Here is a 20905-nt window from a genome sequence, read left to right on the forward strand (position 1 = left end):
TCAGGTTCCACTGTTTCTTGCAAGGCCGGCGCGGGACTCCTAGGAGCGCCTCGCGAGTGTGGCTAGCCTCTGACGAACTGGCCCGCATCAGCGGGAAGGTCTCTCCAGAAAGCAGCACATGTTCTCCTCCTCCAGCCTGCCTGCGTGCAGCCGCGTGGCAGCCGCCGCCGTCGCCGTCGTCGCCGTCTCGCTCATCGCCTCCCCCGCGTCCGCTGCTCCCCCGACCGTCCGCGCCGACGGGCAGGCGCTCGCCGGGTCCGTCCAGCGCGACGGTGCCTTCCTCGCCTCCGTCGAGGCACCCGCCGGGTCGAAGGTGAAGTTCAAGGTGGACGGAACCTACCTCGGCCAGGACACCACCGCTCCCTACACGTGGCCCGTGGCCGTCGGGGCCGGAACGCATAAGCTCGAGGTCCGGTGGGAATCGCCCGCCGGGCGACAGGAGAGCACCGTGTCCTTCTCCGTGGCGACCCCCCGACCCGCGGCCCCGGCGCCCGCCGCCACCCCGGCACTGAAGCCCGCGCCGGCCCCGGCACCGAGGCAGACCTCGAAACCGACGCCCAAACCGACGCCCAAGCCGATATCGGCGCCGGCGCCGACCTCGACGCCCGCACCCGCGAACGTCGTGCAGGTCTCGACGGCAGCCGGGCTCAAGACCGCCCTCGCGAACGCACGGCCCGGGCAGGTCATCGAACTGCGGGACGGCCGCTACATCGGAGCCTTCAAGGCGTCGGCGTCGGGCACGGCGGCGTCCCCGATCACCCTGCGCGGCTCCCGCGGCGCCGTGCTGTCCAGCGGGTCCACGTCCTCCGGTTACGGCCTGCACGTCACGGGTTCGCACTGGCGCATCACGGGGGTGGCTGTAGCCTCCTCGGCCAAGGGGATCGTGCTGGACGGGTCGAGGAACACGATCATCGACGGCGTCGACGTGGGCACCATCGGCGCCGAGGCGGTGCACTTCCGGTCCGGGAGCTCCGACGGCGCCATCCGCAACTCCTTCATCCACGACACCGGCCTCAAGCAGCCCGGGTACGGCGAAGGCATCTACCTGGGCAGTGCGAGGAGCAACTGGTCCAGGGGCGTGGCCGACCGTTCCGACCGCATCGAGGTGAGGAACAACCGCATCACGAACACGTCCGCGGAGGGTATCGACGTGAAGGAGGGCACCACGGGCGGGGTGATCATCGGCAACACGTTCACCAATGCCGGTGGATCCGGCGCCAACTTCGCGGACTCCTGGGTGGACGTCAAGGGCAACGGCTACCGGATCGAGGGCAACACGGGCTTCGGGACGAAACTGGACGCCTTCCAGGTGCACTCGGTCCTCGCCGGGTGGGGCACGGGCAACTCCTTCGCGGGCAACACGGTGCAGGGCGGGGTCCCGGGGTACGAGGTCTGGGTGCAGTCGGCAGCCCTCAGGACGGTCATCGCGTGCGAGCCGAGCGGGGCGGCCCGCGGGCTGAGCAACATCGCCTGCCGCTAGTCCGCCGGACACGGAAGGGGCCGGGTGGGAGTCCGCTCCCACCCGGCCCCTTCCGTCGTGCGTGCTAGCCGACGAGCGTGGGCGTCTCGTCGCGGACGTCCGAGGCCAGCGCGACCGTGCCGGCCTGGGCGGGACGGCCGAGCGCGCGGTACTGCCAGCCCTTCGACGTGTAGTCGTTGGCGTCCAGGGCGTGGCGCCCGTCCACGATGCGGCGGTGGTTCACGAGGGCGCCGAGCGCGTCAGGATCCGCGTTCCGGAACTCGGACCACTCCGTGAGGAGGGCGACGACGTCGGCCTGGTCCACGGCCTCGGCCATGGAGCCCACGTAGTTGAGGTCGGGGTAGCGACGGTGCGCGTTCTCGTTCGCCTCCGGGTCGTACACGCTGACGATCGCACCCTCGAGGTAGAGCAGGCGGGCGACGTCGAGCGCCGGGGCGTCACGGACGTCGTCGGAATTGGGCTTGAACGCGGCACCCAGTGCGGCGACCCGCACGCCGTCGAGGTTGCCGCCTGCCAGCTCGCGGATGAGATCCACGGTCCGCACACGGCGGCGGTTGTTGATCGAGTCCACCTCACCGAGGAAGCTGACGGCCTGCCCGACGCCGAGCTCCTCGGCGCGGTACTTGAAGGCCCGGATGTCCTTGGGAAGGCAACCTCCGCCGAAGCCGAGGCCGGGCTTGAGGAACCGGCCGCCGATGCGGTCGTCGAGGCTGAGCGCCTTGGCGAGGTGGTTGACGTCGGCCCCGGTGGCCTCGCAGATCTCCGCCATGGCGTTGATGAACGAGATCTTCGTGGCGAGGAATGAGTTCGCCGCGACCTTCACCAGCTCGGAGGTCGCGAGGTCGGCGACGATCACCGGGGTGTCGAGGTCGAGGATCGGCTTGAAGACGGTGCGGAGCTGCTGCTCGGCCCACGCGGATTCGACGCCGAAGACGAGGCGGTCGGGGTACAGGGTGTCCTGCACGGCGAACCCCTCGCGGAGGAACTCGGGGTTCCAGGCGAGCTCCAGTTCCGCGCCGAGCGGGGAGATGGACTGCACCATCTCCGTGATGCGGGCGGCCGTGCCGATCGGGACGGTCGACTTCCCCACCAGCAGGGCCTTGCGGTCGATCCGCGTGGCCAGGGCCGTGAACGCGGACTCCACGTAGCGCAGGTCGGCGGCGGCGGAGTCGGCGGCCTGGGGGGTGCCGACGCAGATGAAGTGCACGTCGCCGAAGGCAGCGGCCTCGTCGAAGTCCGTGCTGAAGCGCAGGCGGCCGGAGGCGAGGGCCTCCTCGAGCTTCTCGGGCAGGCCCGGCTCGAAGAACGGCACCTTGCCGGCGGTCAGCATGTCGATCTTGCGCTGGTCCACGTCGACGCCGAGGACGTCGAAGCCCATGATGGCCATGCACACGGCGTGGGTTGCTCCCAGGTAGCCGGTGCCGATGACGGTCACCCGCGGTGCGGGCTCGTGGTTCTCGGGGGAAGAGCTCATGGTCGGTCCTTTTCTGGAGTGGGGAGAAGCTGGGGTGGGGAACGCGGTCGGTGGGTCAGCCGGAGGTGCAGGGTTCATTCGACAGGCCTTCTCCGGCGTCGGAGGCCGTGTTGCTGCATTCGACGACGTTGTCGCGCACGGGTTTCAGCGAGTAGCCGAGGCCGGGTCCGTTGACCTGGGCCTCGTTGTCGCGGAAGACATTCTCGGTGCCCCAGCCGTCCACGATCTCGTGGGTCTGGAAGCCGTCCTGCGGCGAGTTGGCGCCGGTGTTGCCGTCGATCAGCCAGCCGCGGCCCTTCACGTCGACCCAGGAATCGGCCTCCACGAGGGCGGAGCCGTCGAAGGTGTTGGCGCGCAGGACGCCGTCGGCGGTCCCCTCCTTGATGTCGACGCTCTCCGAGGTGGTCCCGGAGATGGTGTTCCCGGCGACCTCGTTGCGGTCGGAGCGGTCGGGCTCGCAGTTGCTGATGTCGCACCAGTTGCTCTCGGCCGTGCCGATGTAGACGCCCTCGCCGAACTTGGGCTTGCGCAGGCCGGTGTCGCTGATGGTGTTCCCGATGACGCGGTTGTCCGTGCTGAACTTCCGCAGGTGGATGGCCTCGTCGCCGATGGTGGTGACGGTGAGGCCGGTGATCAGGGTGTCGGTGCTCTGGTCCACCATGACCCCCTTCTGGCCGTTGCGGACCGTGAAGCCCTGCAGCACCCAGTGGGCGGAGTCCTCCAGGTGGAGGATGTAGCCGTCCTCGGTGGTACCGCCGTCCAGGATGCTCTCCGTGGAACCGCAGAGCATGATGGGCTGCTCGGCCGTCCCGGTGGCCGAGGCCGTGAAGTTGCCCCTGTAGACGCCCGGGGCGAGGGCGATGACGTCCCCCGGCTCCGCGGCGTCGAGCGCGTTCTCGAGGTCGGTCGCGTTGGCCACGGGAACCGTCGGTTCGGGGCACTCAGCCGGCGTCTCCACCGGGGCGGGCGCGGGGGCGGCGTCCTGGCTCGTCTCGGGTTGCGTCTCGGGCTGGGTGTCCTGACGATCCCGCGCCGCGCCGTCGCCGTCTTCCCGGTTCAGGCCGACGACCACGACGACGGCGGCCACCGCGATGGCCACGACGGCGAGGAGGAGTGCGACGATCCGTCCGCGGCGCGTCATCGGGCGTCCCGGAGGTCGTCGATACGCACGATTCCGCGGCTGAGCGCCGTCAGCGGCACCCGCACCTCGTAGGGGTTGCGGATGGTGCGGACGCGCAGGTGCCGCTTGCGGGTGAACGCGGTGGCCACGAGGAGGGCGCCGAGCAGCAGCCAGATGAAGGTCAGCGGCTGGAAGACGGAGTTCACGACGCTCTGGACGGTGGTGGCGGGGTGCCAATCGAGGACGTCGTTCTCCTCGACCAGCGCTCCCGTGGAGGTCTCGTCCCAGATCGGGATGGTGCCGTCCCCGCTGACGTCGTTGCCGGTGACCCGGGTGTCCGGCAGGCTGCCCACGAGGGTCACGCCGTGGCTCGAGATGGAACTCAGGATGTTGCCGGTGACGGCCGCCGAGGCGTCGCGGACGTACACGCCGGTGGGGGTGCCGGAGATCGTGTTGCCGCGGATGTCGGCCTGGGCGCCCGTGTCCCGGACGGCGATGCCCTGCTGCCGCTGGTCGCGGATCTCGTTGTCGATGATGCCGACTCCTTCTGCTGCGTAGTTCACGACGACGCCGACCTCGTTGCCGCGGATGGTGTTGCCCGTGATTCGGAGGTTGTGGCCGCCGCTGAGTTCGATGCCGTAGCGGCCGTTGTCCGCGACCGTGCTCCGGACCACGCGGTTGCTGCCGTAGGTGACCACGGCGGTCCCGACGGCGTTGGGGCCGTCCGCGAGCGGCTGGCCGTCGAGCGAGAGCCCGTTGCGGCCGTTGCCGCTCGCGGTGATGTCCTGCAGTTCCACGCGGGCGCTGGAGCGTCCGACGGCGATGCCGTCCACCGCGTTGTCCGAGGACGTCGTCCCGGTGATGGTGGCGTCCGTGACGGAGCGGTGCAGGACCAGTCCGTCCACGAGGCTGCCGCTGATCGCGGTGTCGCGGATCGCGACGTCGCGGGCATTGGTGATGAAGAGCCCGAACGCGTTGTCCGTGACGGTCAGGTGGTCGATGCCGGCGGTGACGACGCTGTAGTCGAGCTCCGTCTGGTCGGCGAGCGACTGCAGGTCCGCTTCGGGCAGCAGGCGGGCGCCGGCCGGGGCCACGGGTTCTTCGGCGGCCGGGGCCTCCTGGAACGTCCCGGGCGTGTCGGTGCCGGTCAGGGCGAGGCCGCCCGTGTTCCCGCTCCAGAAGCCCAGCGAGGACACCGTGGCGTACGAGAACGAGGCATGCCCGCCGATGGCGCGGACGTAGGCTCGGCCGTCGGAGGTGTCGGTGTCCGCACCGGTGCCGTCCCAGCTCGTGACCGTGACGTCGGACTGCTCGGTCCCGGCCATGGTGAGCGAGCCGCCGAGGGCGACGATCGAGACGAAGGCGTCCTCGTCGCTGCGCATGCGCACGGTCACGCCGTCGTCCCCGCTGAGGGACAGGGTGGCGCCGGGCAGCACCACGATGTTCTCGGTCAGCAGGAACGTGGACGGCGCCTGCTCGGTGAAGGTGTCCGGGGCGAGCCCGAGGAGATCGGCCGTGGTGTACGGCTCGGTGCGTGCCGGGAGGACGAGCGTGTTCGTGGCCCCGGTGTTGAGCCGGTACGGGCCCTCGAGCCCGTCGACGCGCCAGCGGGCGGCGGAGGCGATGGTGCGCACATAGACGAGGCGCTCCTCCTCGCTCTTCACGATGCGGGCCTCGCTGCGGGGATCCCCCGTGTACAGCTCGCCCTGGACGTTGCCGTTGGCGGCGATCTCGTTGCGTCCGACGGCGTCCGCCTCGGATCTGTCCCAGACGTTGCCCGCGGCGAGGAAGCCTGCGCCCGCGAGGGCGACGACCAGGAGCGCGAGGAGGCCGAGGAGGATCGGTTTCCGGCCGGTCATGCGACCGCCTCCCGGGTGTCGGACGTGGTCTCGAGGCTCACGGCGTCCTGGCCGTCGCCGCCGATCTGGTCCGCGTGCCGGGTCAGCCAGCCCTGCTTGTTCATGGTCGCGAAGGCGTACAGCTTGATGGGCAGTGCCACGAGGATCACCGCGAAGGCGAGCACCGGGAGGATGAGGATGTCCCGCGGATGGCGGCGCAGGTGGGAGATCCCGCGGATGCCGCGGCCCAGGAGCAGCCAGCACAGGGCTGCGGCGATGCCGAGCACGGTGAAGTCCAGCCGGTTGAAGATGAGGTAGAACATGGTCAGGCCCATGGTCACCGGGGTGAGCAGGATCTGCAGGACGGTGACCTTCGTGATGAAGGGTGTACGCCAGAGCCAGCCGGTACCGATGGCCGTGAGGTAGCAGCGGTAGGAGTTGCGGCTCCACCGCACGCGCTGCTTGACGAAGGCGCTGAAGCTCGCCGGGAACATCGAGAGGGCGCGTGCCGTGGACTGGTGCACGGTCTTGTATCCGGAGGCCAGGACGAGCCAGGTCAGGCGGCCGTCGTCGCCGGAGATGCAGCGCTTTCCGAGGAAGTACTCGTTCTCGAGGTGCTCGAGGACCGGCAGGACGGCGGACCGGCGGTACACCGCGGTGCGGCCGGAGATGCACGGCACGGCACCGGCGGCACCCATCGCCGGCACGTAGTCGAGGTAGCGCAGGTTGACGAGCCAGTCGGCGACGCGCCGCCAGACGCTCGTCTCCCGCATGTAGACGGTCTGGTGCGTCCCCACCGCGCCGACGAGCGGATCGATGAAGGGCATCTGGACGTTGCGCAGCAGCTCGGGCTGCCACCAGGTGTCCGAGTCGGTGAGGACCAGGACCTCGTACTGCGCGAGGCGGATCCCCACGCCGAGCGCGGACCGCTTGCCCACGTGGTGGAAGAGGATCGGCTTGATCGTCGGGTCCTGGAGGGCCTCGATCCGGGCGTAGGCGTCGAGGTCCTTGACGTCGAGGACGATGATGATCTCGTCCGGGCCCTGGGCTCGCCAGGACTCGAGCGCGCTCATCAGGATCTCCGGGTCCTCGTGGAAGGACGGGACCACCACGGAGGTGGTGGTGCGGTGGTCGGTGACGATCGGCTTCGCCCGGCGCGACAGGATGAACCGGTACAGCCAGAGGGCCCAGACGATCGTGCCCGCGACGGCCACGGGGAAGTACGGCGAGACCTCGGCCCAGAACGCGCCGGCGCCCGCCCAGTCGAGGCCTGAGGTCCAGGCCGACCACTGGGAGCCGAGGATGCTGAGGCCGACATCGAGGGATGTGCCGGCGGTGGCGGCAAGCGGAAGAGGATGCAAAGGAGTCCTTGGGCAGGCGGGAGCGACTGGGTGGGATGCACATCAGTGGGCTTTGGTCGCCAGGCAGCGTTGCAGGCGGGCTGCGGCGCGGCGGGCGCGGGGGGCAGCCGAACGATCGTCAGCCACCTTCTGATTCGACCCTAGGGCAGGACGCAAGGAAGCCGGATACCTGTCTATTTCCGCGCAACCACCTGTGACAGGATGCACAGCTACTCGGCTGAGAGGGACTACGTGAGCGCCGCGGAGGCGTCCTCGGTGCACCCGCCAGCCGTTCCGGGAGGCCGTGGCGGCGCATCGAAAAGGGCCGTGCGCCCTTCCCGGCGCCACAACGGGCGGGAAAGGGCGCACGGCCCTACGTGGTCGCACGGGCGTCGTGTTGCAGGCCGACGTCGCCGCGGTTACGTAGCAGTTACGCGCCACTACCTGTTTTCTGGAGGGCCGCCCCTGTACGCCTCGTCCAGGATGCTCCTCGGGGGTTCCGCGACGTGGGGCACATCACCGCGATGAAACCCGACCCCCGTACTGGACTATTCGCCGATGATCTCTGCGGTTTCCATCCACTGCACTTCGAGGTCCCCGATCTCCGCCTGCAGCTCCTGCAACCGGGCGTTCAGGCCCGCGATGTGCTCGAAGTCGGCGTCGGGCCGTGCGCCGGCGTCGTTCATCTGCTTCTGGGTCTTGTCCTTCTGCGCGTCCACCTTGCTGATCTGCCGCTCGATGCGCGTCAGGTCCTTGCGGGCCTGCCGCAGCTCGGCCTCGGACGTGCTGCCGGCGGACCCGCCGCTGACGGCCGGGGACGCGGCGCTCCCGGTGGCCGTGAGGGGGCCGGCGGCATTCCGCAGCTCGAGGTACTGGTCCACGCCGCCGGGCAGGTCGCGGAGCTTCCCGTCGCCGAGCAGCGCCATCTGGGTGTCGGTGACGCGCTCAAGGAGGTAGCGGTCGTGGGAGACCACCACGAGGGTGCCCGGCCAGCCGTCGAGGACGTCCTCGATGGCGGACAGGGTGTCGGTGTCGAGGTCGTTGGTCGGCTCGTCGAGCATCAGTACGTTCGGCTCACCCACGAGCAGCCGGAGCAGCTGCAGGCGACGGCGCTCGCCGCCGGAGAGCTCGCTGACCCTCGTCCACTGCTTCTCGTTGGTGAACCCGAGCTGCTCCACGAGCTGGCTCGCGGAGACCTCCTTGCCGCCGACGGCGAAGACGCGCTTCTCCGCCTCGATGACCTCGATGACGCGGCTGTCGCTGACGTCGTCGAGCTCCCTGACCTCCTGCGAGAGCACGGCGGTCTGGACCGTCTTGCCCCGCTTGAGCTTCCCCGCGGTGGGCTGCAGCTCGCCGTTCAGGAGCCGCAGCAGCGTCGTCTTGCCGGACCCGTTGACGCCCACGAGCCCGAGCCGCTGGCCGGGCGCGAGCCGCAGCGTGATCTTGTCGAACAGCGTCCGCTCCGCGCCGTCGCCGTCGTCGATCGTCAGGCTGACGTCCTCGAGGTCCAGGACGTCCTTGCCGAGCCTGGACATGGCCATCTTGCTGAGGGCCAGGGAGTCGCGGGGCTCGGGGACGTCGGCGATGAGCTCGTTCGCGGCCTCGATGCGGAACTTCGGCTTCGCGGTGCGGGCGGGGGCGCCGCGGCGCAGCCAGGCGAGTTCCTTCTTGACGAGCTGCACGCGCTTGGATTCGACGACGGACGCCATGCGGTCCCGCTCGGCGCGCGCGAGGACGTAGGCCGCGTAGCCGCCGTCGAAGTCGTCCACGACGGCGTCGTGGACCTCCCACGTGTGGTTGCAGACCTCGTCCAGGAACCAGCGGTCGTGGGTGACCACGAGCATGCCGCCCTCGGTGGGGCGCCAGCGCTGCTGGAGATGCCGCGCCAGCCAGGCGACACCCTCGACGTCGAGGTGGTTGGTGGGCTCGTCGAGCATGATGACGTCGTCGTCGGCGATCAGCAGCTTCGCGAGGGCCACGCGGCGCTTCTGCCCGCCGGAGAGGGAGGACACCTTCGCGTGCCAGTCCACCTCGGAGACGAGGCCGCCCATGACGTCGCGGATCTTCGGGTTGGACGCCCACTCGTGGTCCGCCTGGTCGCCGACGATCGCGCGCCCCACCTCGAGGTCGCCGTCGAGCACGTCCGACTGGTCGAGGTAGCCCACGGAGACGTCACGCCGCTTGGTCACCCGGCCGGAATCCGGGGTGCTGCGCTGTGCGAGGAGCCGCATGAGGGTGGACTTGCCGTCGCCGTTGCGGCCCACCACCCCGATGCGGTCGCCGGCCTCGAGGCCGAGGGACACGTTGTCCAGGATGGTGCGGGTGACGAAGGCGACGCTGAGGCTTTCGGCGCCGAGAAGGTGTGCCAAGGAGATACTGCTTTCGGTTGGAACGGTGGTGCGCGGTCAGGCCGCGGATTCTGTGGCGATCCGCGCCCCGTGGGCCGGACCGTGGACGGTCATCGCCTGCAGCCCCTCGGCCCCGAGGAGCGACTCCAGTTCGGCCGCGTGGCCGGAACTCTGGGTGAGGAAGGCGATGGTGGGACCCGATCCGGACACGATCCCGGCGAGCGCACCAGCGGCCTCCCCCGTCTCAAGGATATCGCCCAGCCCCGGGGCGAGCTCGATCGAGGCACGCTGGAGGTCGTTGTGCAGCAGCGGGGCGAGGCGGAGGGCGTCGCCGGCCCGCATGGCCCCGAGGATCGCGGGGTCGATGGCCGGCTGCGGATCCGGGGCCAGGCCCTCACGCAGGCGGATCCTGTCCAGCGTGCGGTACACCTCGGGCGTGGAGAGGCCGTAGTCGGAGGTCACGAGCACCCAGTGCAGGGGGGTCTTCGAGATGGCCGGGGTCAGGCGGTCCCCGACCCCGAGCCCGACGGCGGTCCCGCCGACGAGCGCGAACGGCACGTCGGCGCCGAGGTCGACGGCGATCTTCGCCAGCTCGTCCCGGGAGAAGCCGCTGCCCCACAGGGCGTCGCAGGCGAGCAGGGCCGCGGCGGCGTCCGCCGAACCGCCGCCCATGCCGCCCGCGATGGGCACGCGCTTGGTGATGTCGAGGTGCACGCCGGTGCGCCCGGGGCTGACCTCGGCGAGGAGTTCCGCGGCGCGCACCGCGAGGTTGGTGCGGTCCAGCGGGATGGACGCGGCGGGGAGGTTCAGGGTGCCCTCGTTGTTGACGCTCACGCTGATGCCGTCGCCGGCCGTCTCCGTGGCCGTGACCTCCTCGTACAGGGACACCGCGAGGAAGACGCTGGCGATCCCGTGGTAGCCGTCCTCCCGGGGCGGGCCCACCGCGAGGGAGACGTTGATCTTCCCCGGGGCCCTGACGCGCACGGACCGGGCGCCGGAGCGCATGTCGACTGTTCTGCCCGAGGCCATACCCACCAACCTAACCCACCCGTCTTCCGCGGATCCTCCTGGAACTTCTCCTGCGACCTGTCCCGCGACGTGTCCCGCGGCCTGCCTGTGACCTGCCTGTGACCTGCCCGCGGCGTCAGTGCGCGGGCGCGGCGCCCGGGGCGTCCGCGCGGGCCTCTGCGATGCGCGCGAACGCCGTGATGTCGAGGACCTCGCCGCGGGCGGTCGGGTCCACCCCGGCCGCCCGGAGGGCCTGCTCCGCCAGGACCGGGCTGCCGGCCCAGCCCGCGAGCGCCGCGCGCAGCGTCTTGCGGCGCTGGGCGAAGGCGGCATCGATGACGGCGAACACCTGCTCGCGTGTCGCCGTCGTCGCGGGTGGTTCCCGGCGGGTGAAGCGGACGAGGCCCGAGGCGATCTTCGGCGCCGGCCAGAACACGTTCATGCCGATCACCCCGGCCTTGGCCATGCTCGAGTACCAGGCGGCCTTCACGGACGGGACGCCGTAGGTCTTCGACCCGGGAGGCGCGGCCAGCCGGTCCGCCACCTCGTCCTGCACCATGACGAGGCCGTGGCGGAGGGACGGGAAGCGCTCGAGCAGGTTCAGGACCACGGGGACGGCGACGTTGTAGGGCAGATTGGCCACGAGGGAGGTCGGGGCGTACGGCAGGGAGGTCACGCGCAGGGCGTCCTCGAGGACGACGTCGAGGGCCGCCGCCCGGTCGGGCCGCCACTGGGCGATGGTGTCCGGCAGCTTCCCGGCGAGGACGGGATCGATCTCGACGGCGACGACGCGCTCCGCGGCGTCGAGCAGGCCGAGGGTGAGGGACCCGAGGCCCGGGCCCACCTCGAGCACGATCTCGGCGGGGCCGAGGTTCGCAGCGGCGACGATCCTGCGGATGGTGTTGCCGTCGATCACGAAGTTCTGGCCGAGGGTCTTGGTGGGGCGGATGTCCACCTCTGCTGCCAGGCGGCGGATGTCCGCTGCTCCGAGGAGGGGTGCCGGCGGGCCGGCGGCGGGGGACGTGGTCACCCTGCCATCGTATCGGTCCGGGTGTGCCGGAGTCGGCGACGCCTGGTGGAACCCCTGGTCTCAAGAAGGGCTCCGGGCGCCGCCGACCCGCTGGGCGATCTCCCGGCTGGGGAGGGAGACCACCGGTCTGCCGCCGGCTTCCGGTCTCAAGAGAAGGGCGGCGGGAAGGCATCACCTGCGCCGGTGCGACGCGGCGGGCAGCTCTGCCTCCCGCTGAACACTACGGAGGCGCCCGGGGCCGGGCACGCGTGCCGACCACCCGAGTGGTCCGGGCGGACACTCGGGTGCCGTCCGGGCGGACACCCGGGTGCCGTCCGGGTACCACCCGTTTTTCGGCGCTCGGCTACGGGGCGGCCCGCTCCCGGTCAGTCCCAGCTGCCGTAGACGGCTTCGGTGTTCGCCGTCAGCCGCGCGCACAGGGCGTCGAGGTCGGTGTCGAGGATTCCCGCCATGGCGCGCACGGTGTACGGCACGGCGTAGGACGCGTTGGGCCGGCCGCGGTAGGGATGCGGGGTGAGGAAGGGGGCGTCCGTCTCCGTCAGGACGAGCGCGGGATCGGCCACGAGGAGGGCCTCGCGCAGGTTCGCGGCATTCTTGAACGTCACGGTGCCCGCGAAGGACATGTACCAGCCGTGCTCGTTGCAGGTCCGGGCGAGCTCGGCGTCGCCCGAGAAGCAGTGCAGCACCACGCGGTCCGGCGCGGTGTCGGAGAGCAGCGTCGCCACGACGTCGTCGTGCGCCTCGCGGTCGTGGATCTGCAGCGCCCTGCCCAGCCGTCGGGCGATGTCGAGGTGGCTGCGGAAGGACGCCAACTGGCTGCCCCGGCCGTCCTCGCCGGTGCGGAAGTAGTCGAGGCCCGTCTCGCCGAGCGCGCGGATGCGGGGCCCGGCGGCGAGCTGCTCGATCTCCGTGAGGGCGTCGTCGAGCGTCCCCGCGGCGGCCAGCAGGGGTGCCTCGTTGGGGTGCAGGGCGACCGCCCCGAGGAGCCGCCGGTCCTGCTCGACGACGGCGGCGGTGAAGCGCGAGGACGCCAGGTCCGTTCCGACCTGGACGGCGCCCCGCACACCGGCGGCCGCTGCGGCGTCGAGGGCCTCGCCGATGGTGACCTCCACCGCCCCCTCCCGGAAGTCGAAGTGCGTGTGGTTGTCGATCACGGGCACGGGCAGCGGCTCCGGCAGCGGCAGGTACTCACCCCTGCGGCGGCGTCGGGCCGCGGCGCCGTCCCCGGCGCCGTCGGACGTCCCGGCCTCCTCCGGTTCGCGGTAGGCGGGCGGCGTCTGCCCCACCGCGTAGGGGTGGGGGACGGGCAGCACGCTGGTACACATGGTGCCCAGCCTAGTTGTGGTACGGAACTATTTGCCCGGGAAGCAGGTTGAGCTAGTAACCTGTTGAATCATTCAGCTCGGCCAGTCCTGCCCAGCGCCGGAACGGCCGCTGCCGTTCCCTGCGTGTCGAGCGATCCCGGCCCTTCGGCGCCGCTCGGCGCGGCAGCCGCACGCATGGAGGATAGCCATGGACGTCCAGCACAACATCGCCGAGGTGGCTGCGGACCCACGGCTCGTGACGACGCCGGACCCGGACGCCGCGGGCTTCTACGCCATCGCCGCGCGCATCCTCGACTCCATCCAGACGGTGATCGACGGCAAGCCCGAGGCCGCGCGCCTCGCCCTCACGGTCCTCCTGGCCCAGGGCCACCTGCTCCTCGAGGACGTGCCGGGGGTCGGGAAGACCCTGCTCGCGAAGACCCTCGCCCGGACGATCGACTGCACCGTGAACCGCATCCAGTTCACCCCGGACCTGCTGCCCTCGGACGTCACCGGGGTGTCCATCTACAACCAGGACTCCCGTCGGTTCGAGTTCCGGCCCGGCCCGGTCTTCGCGAACATCGTCATCGGCGACGAGATCAACCGCGCCTCCGCCAAGACGCAGTCCTCCCTCCTCGAATGCATGGAGGAGCACCAGGTGACCGTGGACGGGCACACGCACCTGCTCGGCGACCCGTTCATGGTGGTCGCGACGCAGAACCCGATCGAGATGGAGGGTACCTACCCCCTCCCCGAGGCGCAGCGCGACCGCTTCATGGCCCGCATCTCCATGGGCTACCCCGACGCGCGCGCGGAGGCCGACATGCTGGAGACCCACCAGTCCGTGTCACCGCTCGCGGCCATCCGCCCGGTGGCGAGCGTGGAGGACATCGCCGGGATGATGCGGCAGGTCCGCGGGGTGTACGTCTCGCCGGCGGTGAAGGACTACACCGTGGCCATCGGCCGCGCCACCCGGGAGCACCCCCGGCTGAGGCTCGGCGCGAGCCCGCGGTCGCTGCTGCAGTTGCTGCGGGCAGCGAAGGCCGGCGCCGCCCTGGAGGGACGCGACTTCGTGCTCCCCGATGACATCGCGGCGATCGCCGACGCCGTCCTCGCCCACCGGCTGCTGCTCGACCGCAAGGCCACGAGCGCCGGGGAGACGGCGTCGAGCATCGTGGCGGACGTGCTCTCCCGCGTCCCCGTGGCCCGGGAGGCGCCCCGGCGATGACAGTCCCCCGTTCCGGCACCCCCACCTCCTAGCGTCCGGCGGCCCCTGATGAACCTCATCGAGAAGCTCCCCTCGGGCCTCCTCACCGTGCGCGGCTGGGGATTCGTCCTGACCGCAGTGGTCGCCCTGCTCTTCGCGCAGGTCCTCGGACGCCGGGACCTCCTGTACGTGGGGATCCTGCTGCTCGCCCTGCCGCTGGCCTCCGTCGTCGTCCTCCGGCTCGTCAAACCGCGGTTCACGGTGGGCCGCCGGTTCCAGCCGCAGACCATGGAGATCGGCTCCACGACGACCGTCACGCTCTCCCTGACGGCGAGCGTCGCGGGCGGGGCGAGCATCGCCATGGAGGAGCAGCTCCCCGCGCGATTCGGCCAGGCACCCCGGTTCAGCTACCCCTCGCGCAGACCCACCCGCGACGGCGTCTCCCTCTACGAGTACCGGATCCGCTCCACCTCGCGAGGCGTCTACGAGATCGGGCCCGTCACCGCCGAGTTCACGGATCCGTTCGGCCTCGGGAGATCGCGCCACGTCCTCGGCACGGCGGACCCGCTGGTCGTCACCCCCGCGCCGGTCGAGCTGCTCGTCTCCGCGCTCGCCGGGTCCCGCGGCAACGACGGCATGGCCGCGACCCGGCGCCAGGCCAACCCGAGCGACGACGACGTCATGACCCGCGAGTACCGGTACGGCGATTCGCTGCGGCGCGTGCACTGGGCCGCGACGGCACGTCACAGCGAGCTCATGGTGCGGCAGGAGGAATCGGTCACCACGCCGCAGGCCACCCTGCTGCTGGACCAGCGGCACCACAGCTTCAGCACCGGTCTCAGCGCGGTCTTCGGCGGAGACGCCGCCGCCGACAGCGCGCTGTTCACGTCGCCGACCTTCGAGTGGGCCGTCACGGCCGCCATGTCGATCAGCGCGCACCTGCTCGAACGCAGCTACGCGCTGCGGTTCCTGGACCAGCAGGGGGCGCCCGCCCTCCTGCACTCGCCCTCGGCGGCGTTCCCGGCCGAGGAGGAGCACCACGGGCAGGGCGCCGTCGAGGGCATCGCCGAGGGGCTCGCGGCGCTCGAACTCGCGCCCGAGGCCGGGCACCGCACGCAGGGCCACGTCGAACACTCGGGCAGCACCGCCGTGCGGGCCGGTGAGGCGGCGCGCAGCGCGGTGCGCCGTGTACGCCGGGGCGCCTCCGAGGTTCCCCCGAAGACCCCGCACGCCAGGACCCCGCACGCCGCCTTCGGCGACGACCTCCTGGACCGGCTCGCCGCGAACCGGCACCGCGGGCCGCTGATCGCCGTCCTCGGCCTGATCACCACGGAGGACGCACGGGCCCTGGCCTCGGCGTCCGACTACGGGTCGCCGGCCTACGCCATCCTCGCCACCGACCGTCCCGCCGAGTCGCAGCCCCAGCTCGCCATCCTGCGGGATGCCGGCTGGCATGCCACGGCGGCCTCGCCCTCGGCGAAGCTGCCGGTCGTCTGGGCCGGCCTCGAACACGCCGTCGGCCGGACGTCCGCGCACGCCTCCCCGGCCGCCGCGGCGACGTCGTCCGGGCGTTCCTCACGCGCCCCCGTGCCCGGGGGGCGGGGATGACCTCCACCCTCCCCCGTGCGGCCTCGTCGCCGGCTCCCCCGGTGGCGCGACCGGCGCTGGCGGCGCCTCCGAGCGATCCCTGGCACTGGGTCGTCACGGGGAGCGTGCTGCTCGCCGTGCTCGCCGCCTCCACGAGCCTCAACGGCGTCGTCGAGCCGTGGACGTGGCTCCTTCCCGTGCTCCAGACGCTCGTCCCCGTGCTCCTCGCCATGGCGCTCACCCGGACCCTGCGCCTGAACGGCGCACTCACCGCGCTGGTCGGCCTCCTCGCGCTCGTCGGGGCGCTCACGGCGCGGTTCTTCCCGCGGCAGAGCATCCTCGGCGTCATCCCGGGGCCGGGAACCCCGCTCGAACTGCAGCGCCTCCTCGCCCAGGCGGAGGAGACCGTCGTCTCGCAGGTGGCGCCCGTGCTGCCCGGAGCGGGCCTCGTGCTGGTCCTGTGCGCCGCCCTGGGTCTCATCGCCATCGTCATCGACCTCGTCTCCACGACCATCTGCATGCCGGCGGCCAGCGGACTCGGGCTCTTCGCGATCCTGATCACCCCCGCCGTCGTGAAGCCCGACGGCGTGGGGATGCCCGCCTTCGTGGCCACCGTCCTGGCGTTCCTGCTGCTCCTGGCGCTCGCGCAGCGGCGGGAGGACCGCCTCGCCTCCGGCGGTGCGCGCACCTCCGCCGGCTTCGCGGGCCGGAGCGCGATCATCGGCGCGGCAGCCCTCGCCGTGACGATGGCCCTGCCGCTCACCATCCCGGGGTTCAACTCCGGGGCCTTCCCGCAGGGCTCCCGGCTCAACGTGTGGGGCACCGCCACCGGGCTGAACCCCGCGGTGACCCTCGGCAACGACCTCCGCAACCCCACCGGCTTCGGCCGGATCACCTACTCCACCAACTCGGACGCCCCCCTGTACCTCCGCGCGGTCACCCTCGAGGACTTCAGCGGCAGGCGCTGGGAGCCCGACCAGCGGATCAACGACCGCGAGACGGGCGTGGCCGAGATCGGGGCGGAGGCGGGCACGCCCGAGAACCCACCCGCGAGCGACACCGTGTTCACGCGCGTCAGCACGCAGAGCTACGCGAGCCCCTGGCTCGTGGCCCCCTACGCGCCGACGGGCGTGGCGAACCTGGCCGGGGCGTGGGCCTGGGATCCGGCGAACCTCTCCATCCTCGCCACCGACGGCGGATCGACGGCACGCCAGGACTACCTGGTGCAGAGCCGCGCCGCGGACCTGACGCGCGAGGGGCTCGGCGTGATCGGCCCCGCGGACCCGGACGCCGTCGCGGAGGTCTTCATGGACCTGCCGGACGACACCCCGGAGATCGTCCGCACCCGGACCGCGGAGGTCACGGACGAGTTCGTGAATCCCTACGACAAGGCCCTCGCCATCCAGAGCTACCTGCGGAGCCCCGACTTCTCCTACTCGGTGGAGGCCCCCGTGGACGGCGGGTACGACGGCAACGGCATGGACGTCATGGCCCGCTTCCTCGAGGAGAAGTCCGGGTACTGCGTGCACTACGCGGGCACCATGGCGGTCATGGCGCGTGCGGCGGGCATCCCCAGCCGCGTGGCGATCGGCTACACCCCCGGCAGTCCCACGGGCGACACCGAGGAGGGCCCGCTGGGCACGGAGCTCCGCGAGTTCGTCGTCGATTCCCGCAACGCGCACGCGTGGCCCGAGCTGTACTTCGAGGGCGTGGGGTGGGTCCAGTTCGAGCCCACGCCGTCCCGTGGCGTGGTGCCCACCTATGCGCAGCAGGCGTTCTCGCCGGTCGGGCCGCGCGCGGACGATTCCGATGCGCTGAACCCCGGGGGCAACCCGGATCCGCTGGACCCCTCGGCGGCCCCGACGGACGCCGCGCAGGACGGCGTGGAGGCCCGCGGCGGGGCGGCGCAGGACGACGCCCGACCCGTGGCGAACGTGGCGGCCGGGCTCGGCCTGGTGCTGCTCGCGCTCCTGCCGTTCCTCCTGCGGACGGCGAGGACCCGCGCCCGGCGCCGCACCGTCGTCGTCCGCGACGCGGCAGGTGCCACGGACGGTACTGCCGGCGGCAGGGCGGCGACCGCGGCCTGGGCCGAGACGACGGAGATCGCCGGCGACTACGGCTACCGGCTGGAACCCACCGACACACCCCGGACCTTCGCCGGGCGGCTCACCCGCGACGCCGGGTTCGAGGGCGATCCCGCCACGTCCCTCTCACGCCTGCGCACGGCCTACGAGTTCGAGGAGTACGCGGACCACGGCACCGGGAACCCCGGCTCCCCCGGGTACGTCCCGGCGCCCGGGCGCTGGTCCGTCCCGGCGTCGACCCGCACGCGGCCGGCCGCCGGGCCCCGCTGGGACGACGTCGACACCGTCACGCGGGCACTCCGGGCGAACAGCACGTGGTCCACCCGGGTCAGGGCGCGGCTGTTGCCGCAGTCGCTGCTCAACCGGTTCCGGAGCAGCGAACGCCGCTGACGCCGCGGGTTGGGGACGCGGCATCGGAACGCACGAAGGCCGGCACCTCAGGTGCCGGCCTTCGTGCGTGGTCCCGGGAGGTCTAGGAGGCGTAGGGGTCCGCGATCCCCACGTACTGCGTGTACAGGTACTCCTCGATGCCCTCCGCGCCGCCCTCGCGGCCGAGGCCCGACTGCTTGACGCCGCCGAAGGGTGCCGCGGCGTTGGACACGACCCCGGCGTTGAGCCCCAGCATGCCGGTGTCCAGCCGCTCGCCCATCCGCAGGCCGCGGTTCAGGTCGCGTGTGAAGACGTAGGCGACGAGGCCGTACTCGGTGTCGTTGGCCAGTTCCACCGCTTCGTCCTCGGTGCCGAACGTGATGATCGGCGCCACGGGGCCGAAGATCTCCTCCTGCATGATGCGCGAGGACCGGGGCACGTCCTTCAGTACGGTGGCCTGGTAGAAGTAGCCGTCGCCCGTCACGGGGGCGCCTCCGGTGACGGCGACCGCGCCGTCGCCGACGGCCGCGGTGACGAGCTCGTGGACCTTGTCCCGGCTCTTCCGGTCGATCAGCGGGCCGAGCTTCGAGGCGTCCTCCGTGCCGCGCGCCGGGGTCATGCCCTCCATGCGCTCGGCCAGAGCCGCGGCGAAGCGGTCGGCCACCGATTCGTGGACGATGAAGCGGTTGGCAGCGGTGCAGGCCTCACCCATGTTCCGGAGCTTCGCGAGCATCGCGCCGGTCACTGCGGCGTCGAGGTCGGCGTCCTCGAACACCACGAACGGCGCATTGCCGCCGAGCTCCATGGAGGTCCGCAGCACGTTCTTCGACGCGGCCGCGAGGAGGTTGCGGCCCACCGGGGTGGAGCCCGTGAAGGAGAGCTTGCGCAGGCGCGCATCCTCGATGAGGGGCCCGGTGACGTCCCCGGCCGTGGTGGTGTTGACGATGTTCAGCACACCGGCGGGAAGTCCTGCCTCCTGCAGGACGGTGGCGAACAGCGAAGAGGTGAGTGGGGTCAGGTTGGCGGGCTTGAGCACCATCGTGCAGCCGGCGGCGATGGCCGGCGCGATCTTCCGGGTCGCCATGGCCAGCGGGAAGTTCCACGGCGTGATGAGCAGGCACGGTCCCACGGGCTTCTTGCTCACGAGCAGGCGCGACTTCCCGTCCGGGGAGACCGAGTACCGGCCCGAGGTGCGTACGGCCTCCTCGGAGAACCACCGCAGGAACTCCGCGCCGTAGGTGACCTCGCCGCGCGCCTCGGCCAGCGGCTTGCCCATCTCGAGGGTCATCAGCAGGGCGAACTCGTCGGCGCGCGCGGTGACGAGGTCGAAGGCACGCCGCAGGATCTCGCCCCGCTCGCGCGGAGCGGTGCGCGCCCAGCCGGCCTGCGCGGCGACGGCGGCGTCGAGCGCGGCCATGCCATCCCCGGGGGTGGCGTCAGCCAGCGTGAGCAGGGTGCGGCCGGTCGCCGGGTCCTCGACGTCGAACGTGGCTCCGGACGACGACGCCCGCCACTCCCCGTCGATGAGGAGCCCGGTGGGCACCTTGTCGAGTACTGCCTTCTCCTGGTCGGCGGTGACAGCCATTGTGAGCTCCTTCGGGAAGATTCGGGGCGCGCCCCGTCGGGGCATTCCCGCTCACGCTAGACCGGGCGATGAACGGGTGTCCAGTAGGGGCTGCACCACGGAACCGGCTTCCCTTTGGACGAGTGCACAGCACCGGCACGCGTTCGATCAGCGCGCGGCGATCACCGCGGCATACAGTTCCCGCTTGCTGACGCGGGCCTCTTCCGCGACCGCCGCCACGGCATCCTTGAGGCGCATCCCGCCGTCGATGAGCGCGTTGACGTCCGCCACGTGGTCCTCGGGCCGTGAGGGCGGCGCCTCCGGGGCGCCGGCGAGGACCACGGCGATCTCCCCGCGCACCTCGTTCTCCTGCGCCCATTGGAGGAGCTCGAGGAGTGATCCGCGGATGACCTGTTCGTGCACCTTGGTCAGTTCGCGGGCCACGGCGGCCTGCCGGTCCGAGCCGAACGCCTGCTGCAGCGAGCGGAGCATCGCCTCGAGGCGGTGCGGGGCCTCGAAGAACACCATCGTGCGGCGCTCCGCGGCGAGGTCGGCGAGGCGCCCCGCCCGCACGCCCGGCTTGCGGGGCAGGAACCCCTCGAAACAGAACCGGTCGGTGGGCAGCCCGGACAGGGCGAGCGCCGCGAGCACCGCGGACGCACCGGGCACCGCCGTCAGGTCGAGGCCCTCGGCGACCGCGGCCTCGACCAGGCGGTAGCCGGGGTCCGAGACCGAGGGCATGCCGGCGTCGGTCACCATCAGCAGGGTCGCGCCGTCCCGGACGAGGTCGAGCAGCTCGGGCGTCCGCTCGGCCTCGTTGTGCTCGTGGTAGCTGATCACCCGGCCCGTCACCGTGACGCCGAGTGCCTGCACCAGGCGGTGGAGCCGGCGCGTGTCCTCGGCTGCGACGACGTCGGCGGTGTGGAGGAGGCCGATCAGGCGCTCGGTCGCGTCCCCCATGTTGCCGATGGGCGTCGCCGCGAGGACGATCCGCCCCCGGCCGCTGTCGTCGCCCGCGGTGCCGCGGTAGGCCGTGATGGGGCTCCGGACGGCGTCGTCGGGCCGGTCCGTCTCCTGCGCCTCGTCGGGCGCCTCCCCCTCATGCGCCGAGGGGTCCTCCCGGACGGAGTCGGGGGCGTCGTCGTCGAATGG

The 20905-nt window shown here is 71.8% G+C and carries 14 protein-coding genes; 4 read left to right on the forward strand and 10 right to left on the reverse strand.

Going from position 1 to position 20905, the window contains the following annotated elements:
- Positions 1-118: 118 nt before the first annotated feature.
- On the forward strand, positions 119-1480 hold the full coding sequence (locus tag CXQ92_RS14095; RefSeq protein ID WP_104168401.1) for a right-handed parallel beta-helix repeat-containing protein: 1362 nt from the start codon (positions 119-121) through the stop codon (positions 1478-1480).
- 64 nt (positions 1481-1544) lie between these two features.
- Here the strand turns inward: CXQ92_RS14095 and CXQ92_RS14100 are convergent, their stop codons facing one another.
- From CXQ92_RS14100 to CXQ92_RS14135, 8 genes are all read right to left on the reverse strand, one after another.
- Positions 1545-2954: a UDP-glucose/GDP-mannose dehydrogenase family protein gene (locus tag CXQ92_RS14100; RefSeq protein ID WP_104168402.1), complete on the reverse strand. Its 1410-nt coding sequence runs from the start codon at positions 2952-2954 to the stop codon at positions 1545-1547.
- A 55-nt stretch (positions 2955-3009) separates the two neighbouring features.
- Positions 3010-4095, reverse strand: coding sequence for a nitrous oxide reductase family maturation protein NosD (locus CXQ92_RS14105; protein ID WP_146067477.1), 1086 nt, complete (start codon positions 4093-4095; stop codon positions 3010-3012).
- Positions 4092-5933, reverse strand: coding sequence for a nitrous oxide reductase family maturation protein NosD (locus tag CXQ92_RS14110; RefSeq protein WP_104168403.1), 1842 nt, complete (start codon positions 5931-5933; stop codon positions 4092-4094). Before CXQ92_RS14110 ends, CXQ92_RS14105 begins: the two co-directional genes overlap by 4 nt.
- Positions 5930-7273 carry a glycosyltransferase gene (locus CXQ92_RS14115; protein ID WP_258069958.1) on the reverse strand — a complete coding sequence of 448 codons (1344 nt, stop codon included), beginning with the start codon at positions 7271-7273 and terminating at the stop codon, positions 5930-5932. The genes CXQ92_RS14110 and CXQ92_RS14115 overlap by 4 nt, the downstream gene beginning before the upstream one ends.
- A 527-nt stretch (positions 7274-7800) precedes the next feature.
- The gene (locus tag CXQ92_RS14120) at positions 7801-9621 is read right to left on the reverse strand and encodes an ABC-F family ATP-binding cassette domain-containing protein (protein WP_104168404.1); all 1821 of its coding nucleotides are present in this window, start codon (positions 9619-9621) and stop codon (positions 7801-7803) included.
- Positions 9622-9657: 36 nt separating this feature from the next.
- Positions 9658-10605 (reverse strand): 4-(cytidine 5'-diphospho)-2-C-methyl-D-erythritol kinase, encoded by a 948-nt coding sequence (locus CXQ92_RS14125; protein ID WP_258069959.1) that lies wholly within the window; start codon positions 10603-10605, stop codon positions 9658-9660.
- Positions 10606-10744: 139 nt separating this feature from the next.
- Positions 10745-11638: a 16S rRNA (adenine(1518)-N(6)/adenine(1519)-N(6))-dimethyltransferase RsmA gene (rsmA, locus tag CXQ92_RS14130; protein WP_104168406.1), complete on the reverse strand. Its 894-nt coding sequence runs from the start codon at positions 11636-11638 to the stop codon at positions 10745-10747.
- Positions 11639-12003: 365 nt separating this feature from the next.
- On the reverse strand, positions 12004-12963 hold the full coding sequence (locus CXQ92_RS14135; RefSeq protein WP_104168407.1) for a TatD family hydrolase: 960 nt from the start codon (positions 12961-12963) through the stop codon (positions 12004-12006).
- Positions 12964-13150: 187 nt separating this feature from the next.
- Between CXQ92_RS14135 and CXQ92_RS14140 the strand changes: the two genes are divergently transcribed.
- Genes CXQ92_RS14140 through CXQ92_RS14150 form a run of 3 tightly spaced genes read left to right on the forward strand, consistent with a single transcriptional unit; the run spans position 13151 to position 18210 of the window.
- Entirely contained in the window at positions 13151-14170 is a 1020-nt protein-coding gene (locus CXQ92_RS14140) for a MoxR family ATPase (protein ID WP_104168408.1), read from the forward strand.
- Between the two features lie 48 nt (positions 14171-14218).
- The gene (locus CXQ92_RS14145; protein WP_104168409.1) at positions 14219-15757 is read left to right on the forward strand and encodes a DUF58 domain-containing protein; all 1539 of its coding nucleotides are present in this window, start codon (positions 14219-14221) and stop codon (positions 15755-15757) included.
- Positions 15754-18210, forward strand: coding sequence for a DUF3488 and transglutaminase-like domain-containing protein (locus CXQ92_RS14150; RefSeq protein WP_146067478.1), 2457 nt, complete (start codon positions 15754-15756; stop codon positions 18208-18210). Before CXQ92_RS14145 ends, CXQ92_RS14150 begins: the two co-directional genes overlap by 4 nt.
- A gap of 82 nt (positions 18211-18292) precedes the next feature.
- Here the strand turns inward: CXQ92_RS14150 and CXQ92_RS14155 are convergent, their stop codons facing one another.
- A complete protein-coding gene (locus CXQ92_RS14155; protein ID WP_104168411.1) occupies positions 18293-19774 on the reverse strand; it encodes an NAD-dependent succinate-semialdehyde dehydrogenase in 1482 nt (493 codons plus the stop codon).
- Between the two features lie 147 nt (positions 19775-19921).
- Positions 19922-20791: a 16S rRNA (cytidine(1402)-2'-O)-methyltransferase gene (gene rsmI, locus CXQ92_RS14160; protein WP_258070010.1), complete on the reverse strand. Its 870-nt coding sequence runs from the start codon at positions 20789-20791 to the stop codon at positions 19922-19924.
- Positions 20792-20905: the final 114 nt, after the last annotated feature.

It is taken from the genome of Arthrobacter sp. SX1312 (assembly GCF_002929295.1).
Taxonomy (GTDB): Bacteria; Actinomycetota; Actinomycetes; order Actinomycetales; family Micrococcaceae; genus Arthrobacter_D.

Bases quoted from the DNA above. Each gene is read 5' to 3' on its own strand.
- CXQ92_RS14095 (WP_104168401.1), top strand. From the start codon at position 119: ATGTTCTCCTCCTCCAGCCTGCCTGCGTGCAGCCGCGTGGCAGCCGCC.
- CXQ92_RS14100 (WP_104168402.1), bottom strand. From the start codon at position 2,954: ATGAGCTCTTCCCCCGAGAACCACGAGCCCGCACCGCGGGTGACCGTC.
- CXQ92_RS14105 (WP_146067477.1), bottom strand. From the start codon at position 4,095: ATGACGCGCCGCGGACGGATCGTCGCACTCCTCCTCGCCGTCGTGGCC.
- CXQ92_RS14110 (WP_104168403.1), bottom strand. From the start codon at position 5,933: ATGACCGGCCGGAAACCGATCCTCCTCGGCCTCCTCGCGCTCCTGGTC.
- CXQ92_RS14125 (WP_258069959.1), bottom strand. From the start codon at position 10,605: ATGCGCTCCGGCGCCCGGTCCGTGCGCGTCAGGGCCCCGGGGAAGATC.
- CXQ92_RS14135 (WP_104168407.1), bottom strand. From the start codon at position 12,963: ATGTGTACCAGCGTGCTGCCCGTCCCCCACCCCTACGCGGTGGGGCAG.
- CXQ92_RS14140 (WP_104168408.1), top strand. From the start codon at position 13,151: ATGGACGTCCAGCACAACATCGCCGAGGTGGCTGCGGACCCACGGCTC.
- CXQ92_RS14145 (WP_104168409.1), top strand. From the start codon at position 14,219: ATGAACCTCATCGAGAAGCTCCCCTCGGGCCTCCTCACCGTGCGCGGC.
- CXQ92_RS14150 (WP_146067478.1), top strand. From the start codon at position 15,754: ATGACCTCCACCCTCCCCCGTGCGGCCTCGTCGCCGGCTCCCCCGGTG.
- CXQ92_RS14155 (WP_104168411.1), bottom strand. From the start codon at position 19,774: ATGGCTGTCACCGCCGACCAGGAGAAGGCAGTACTCGACAAGGTGCCC.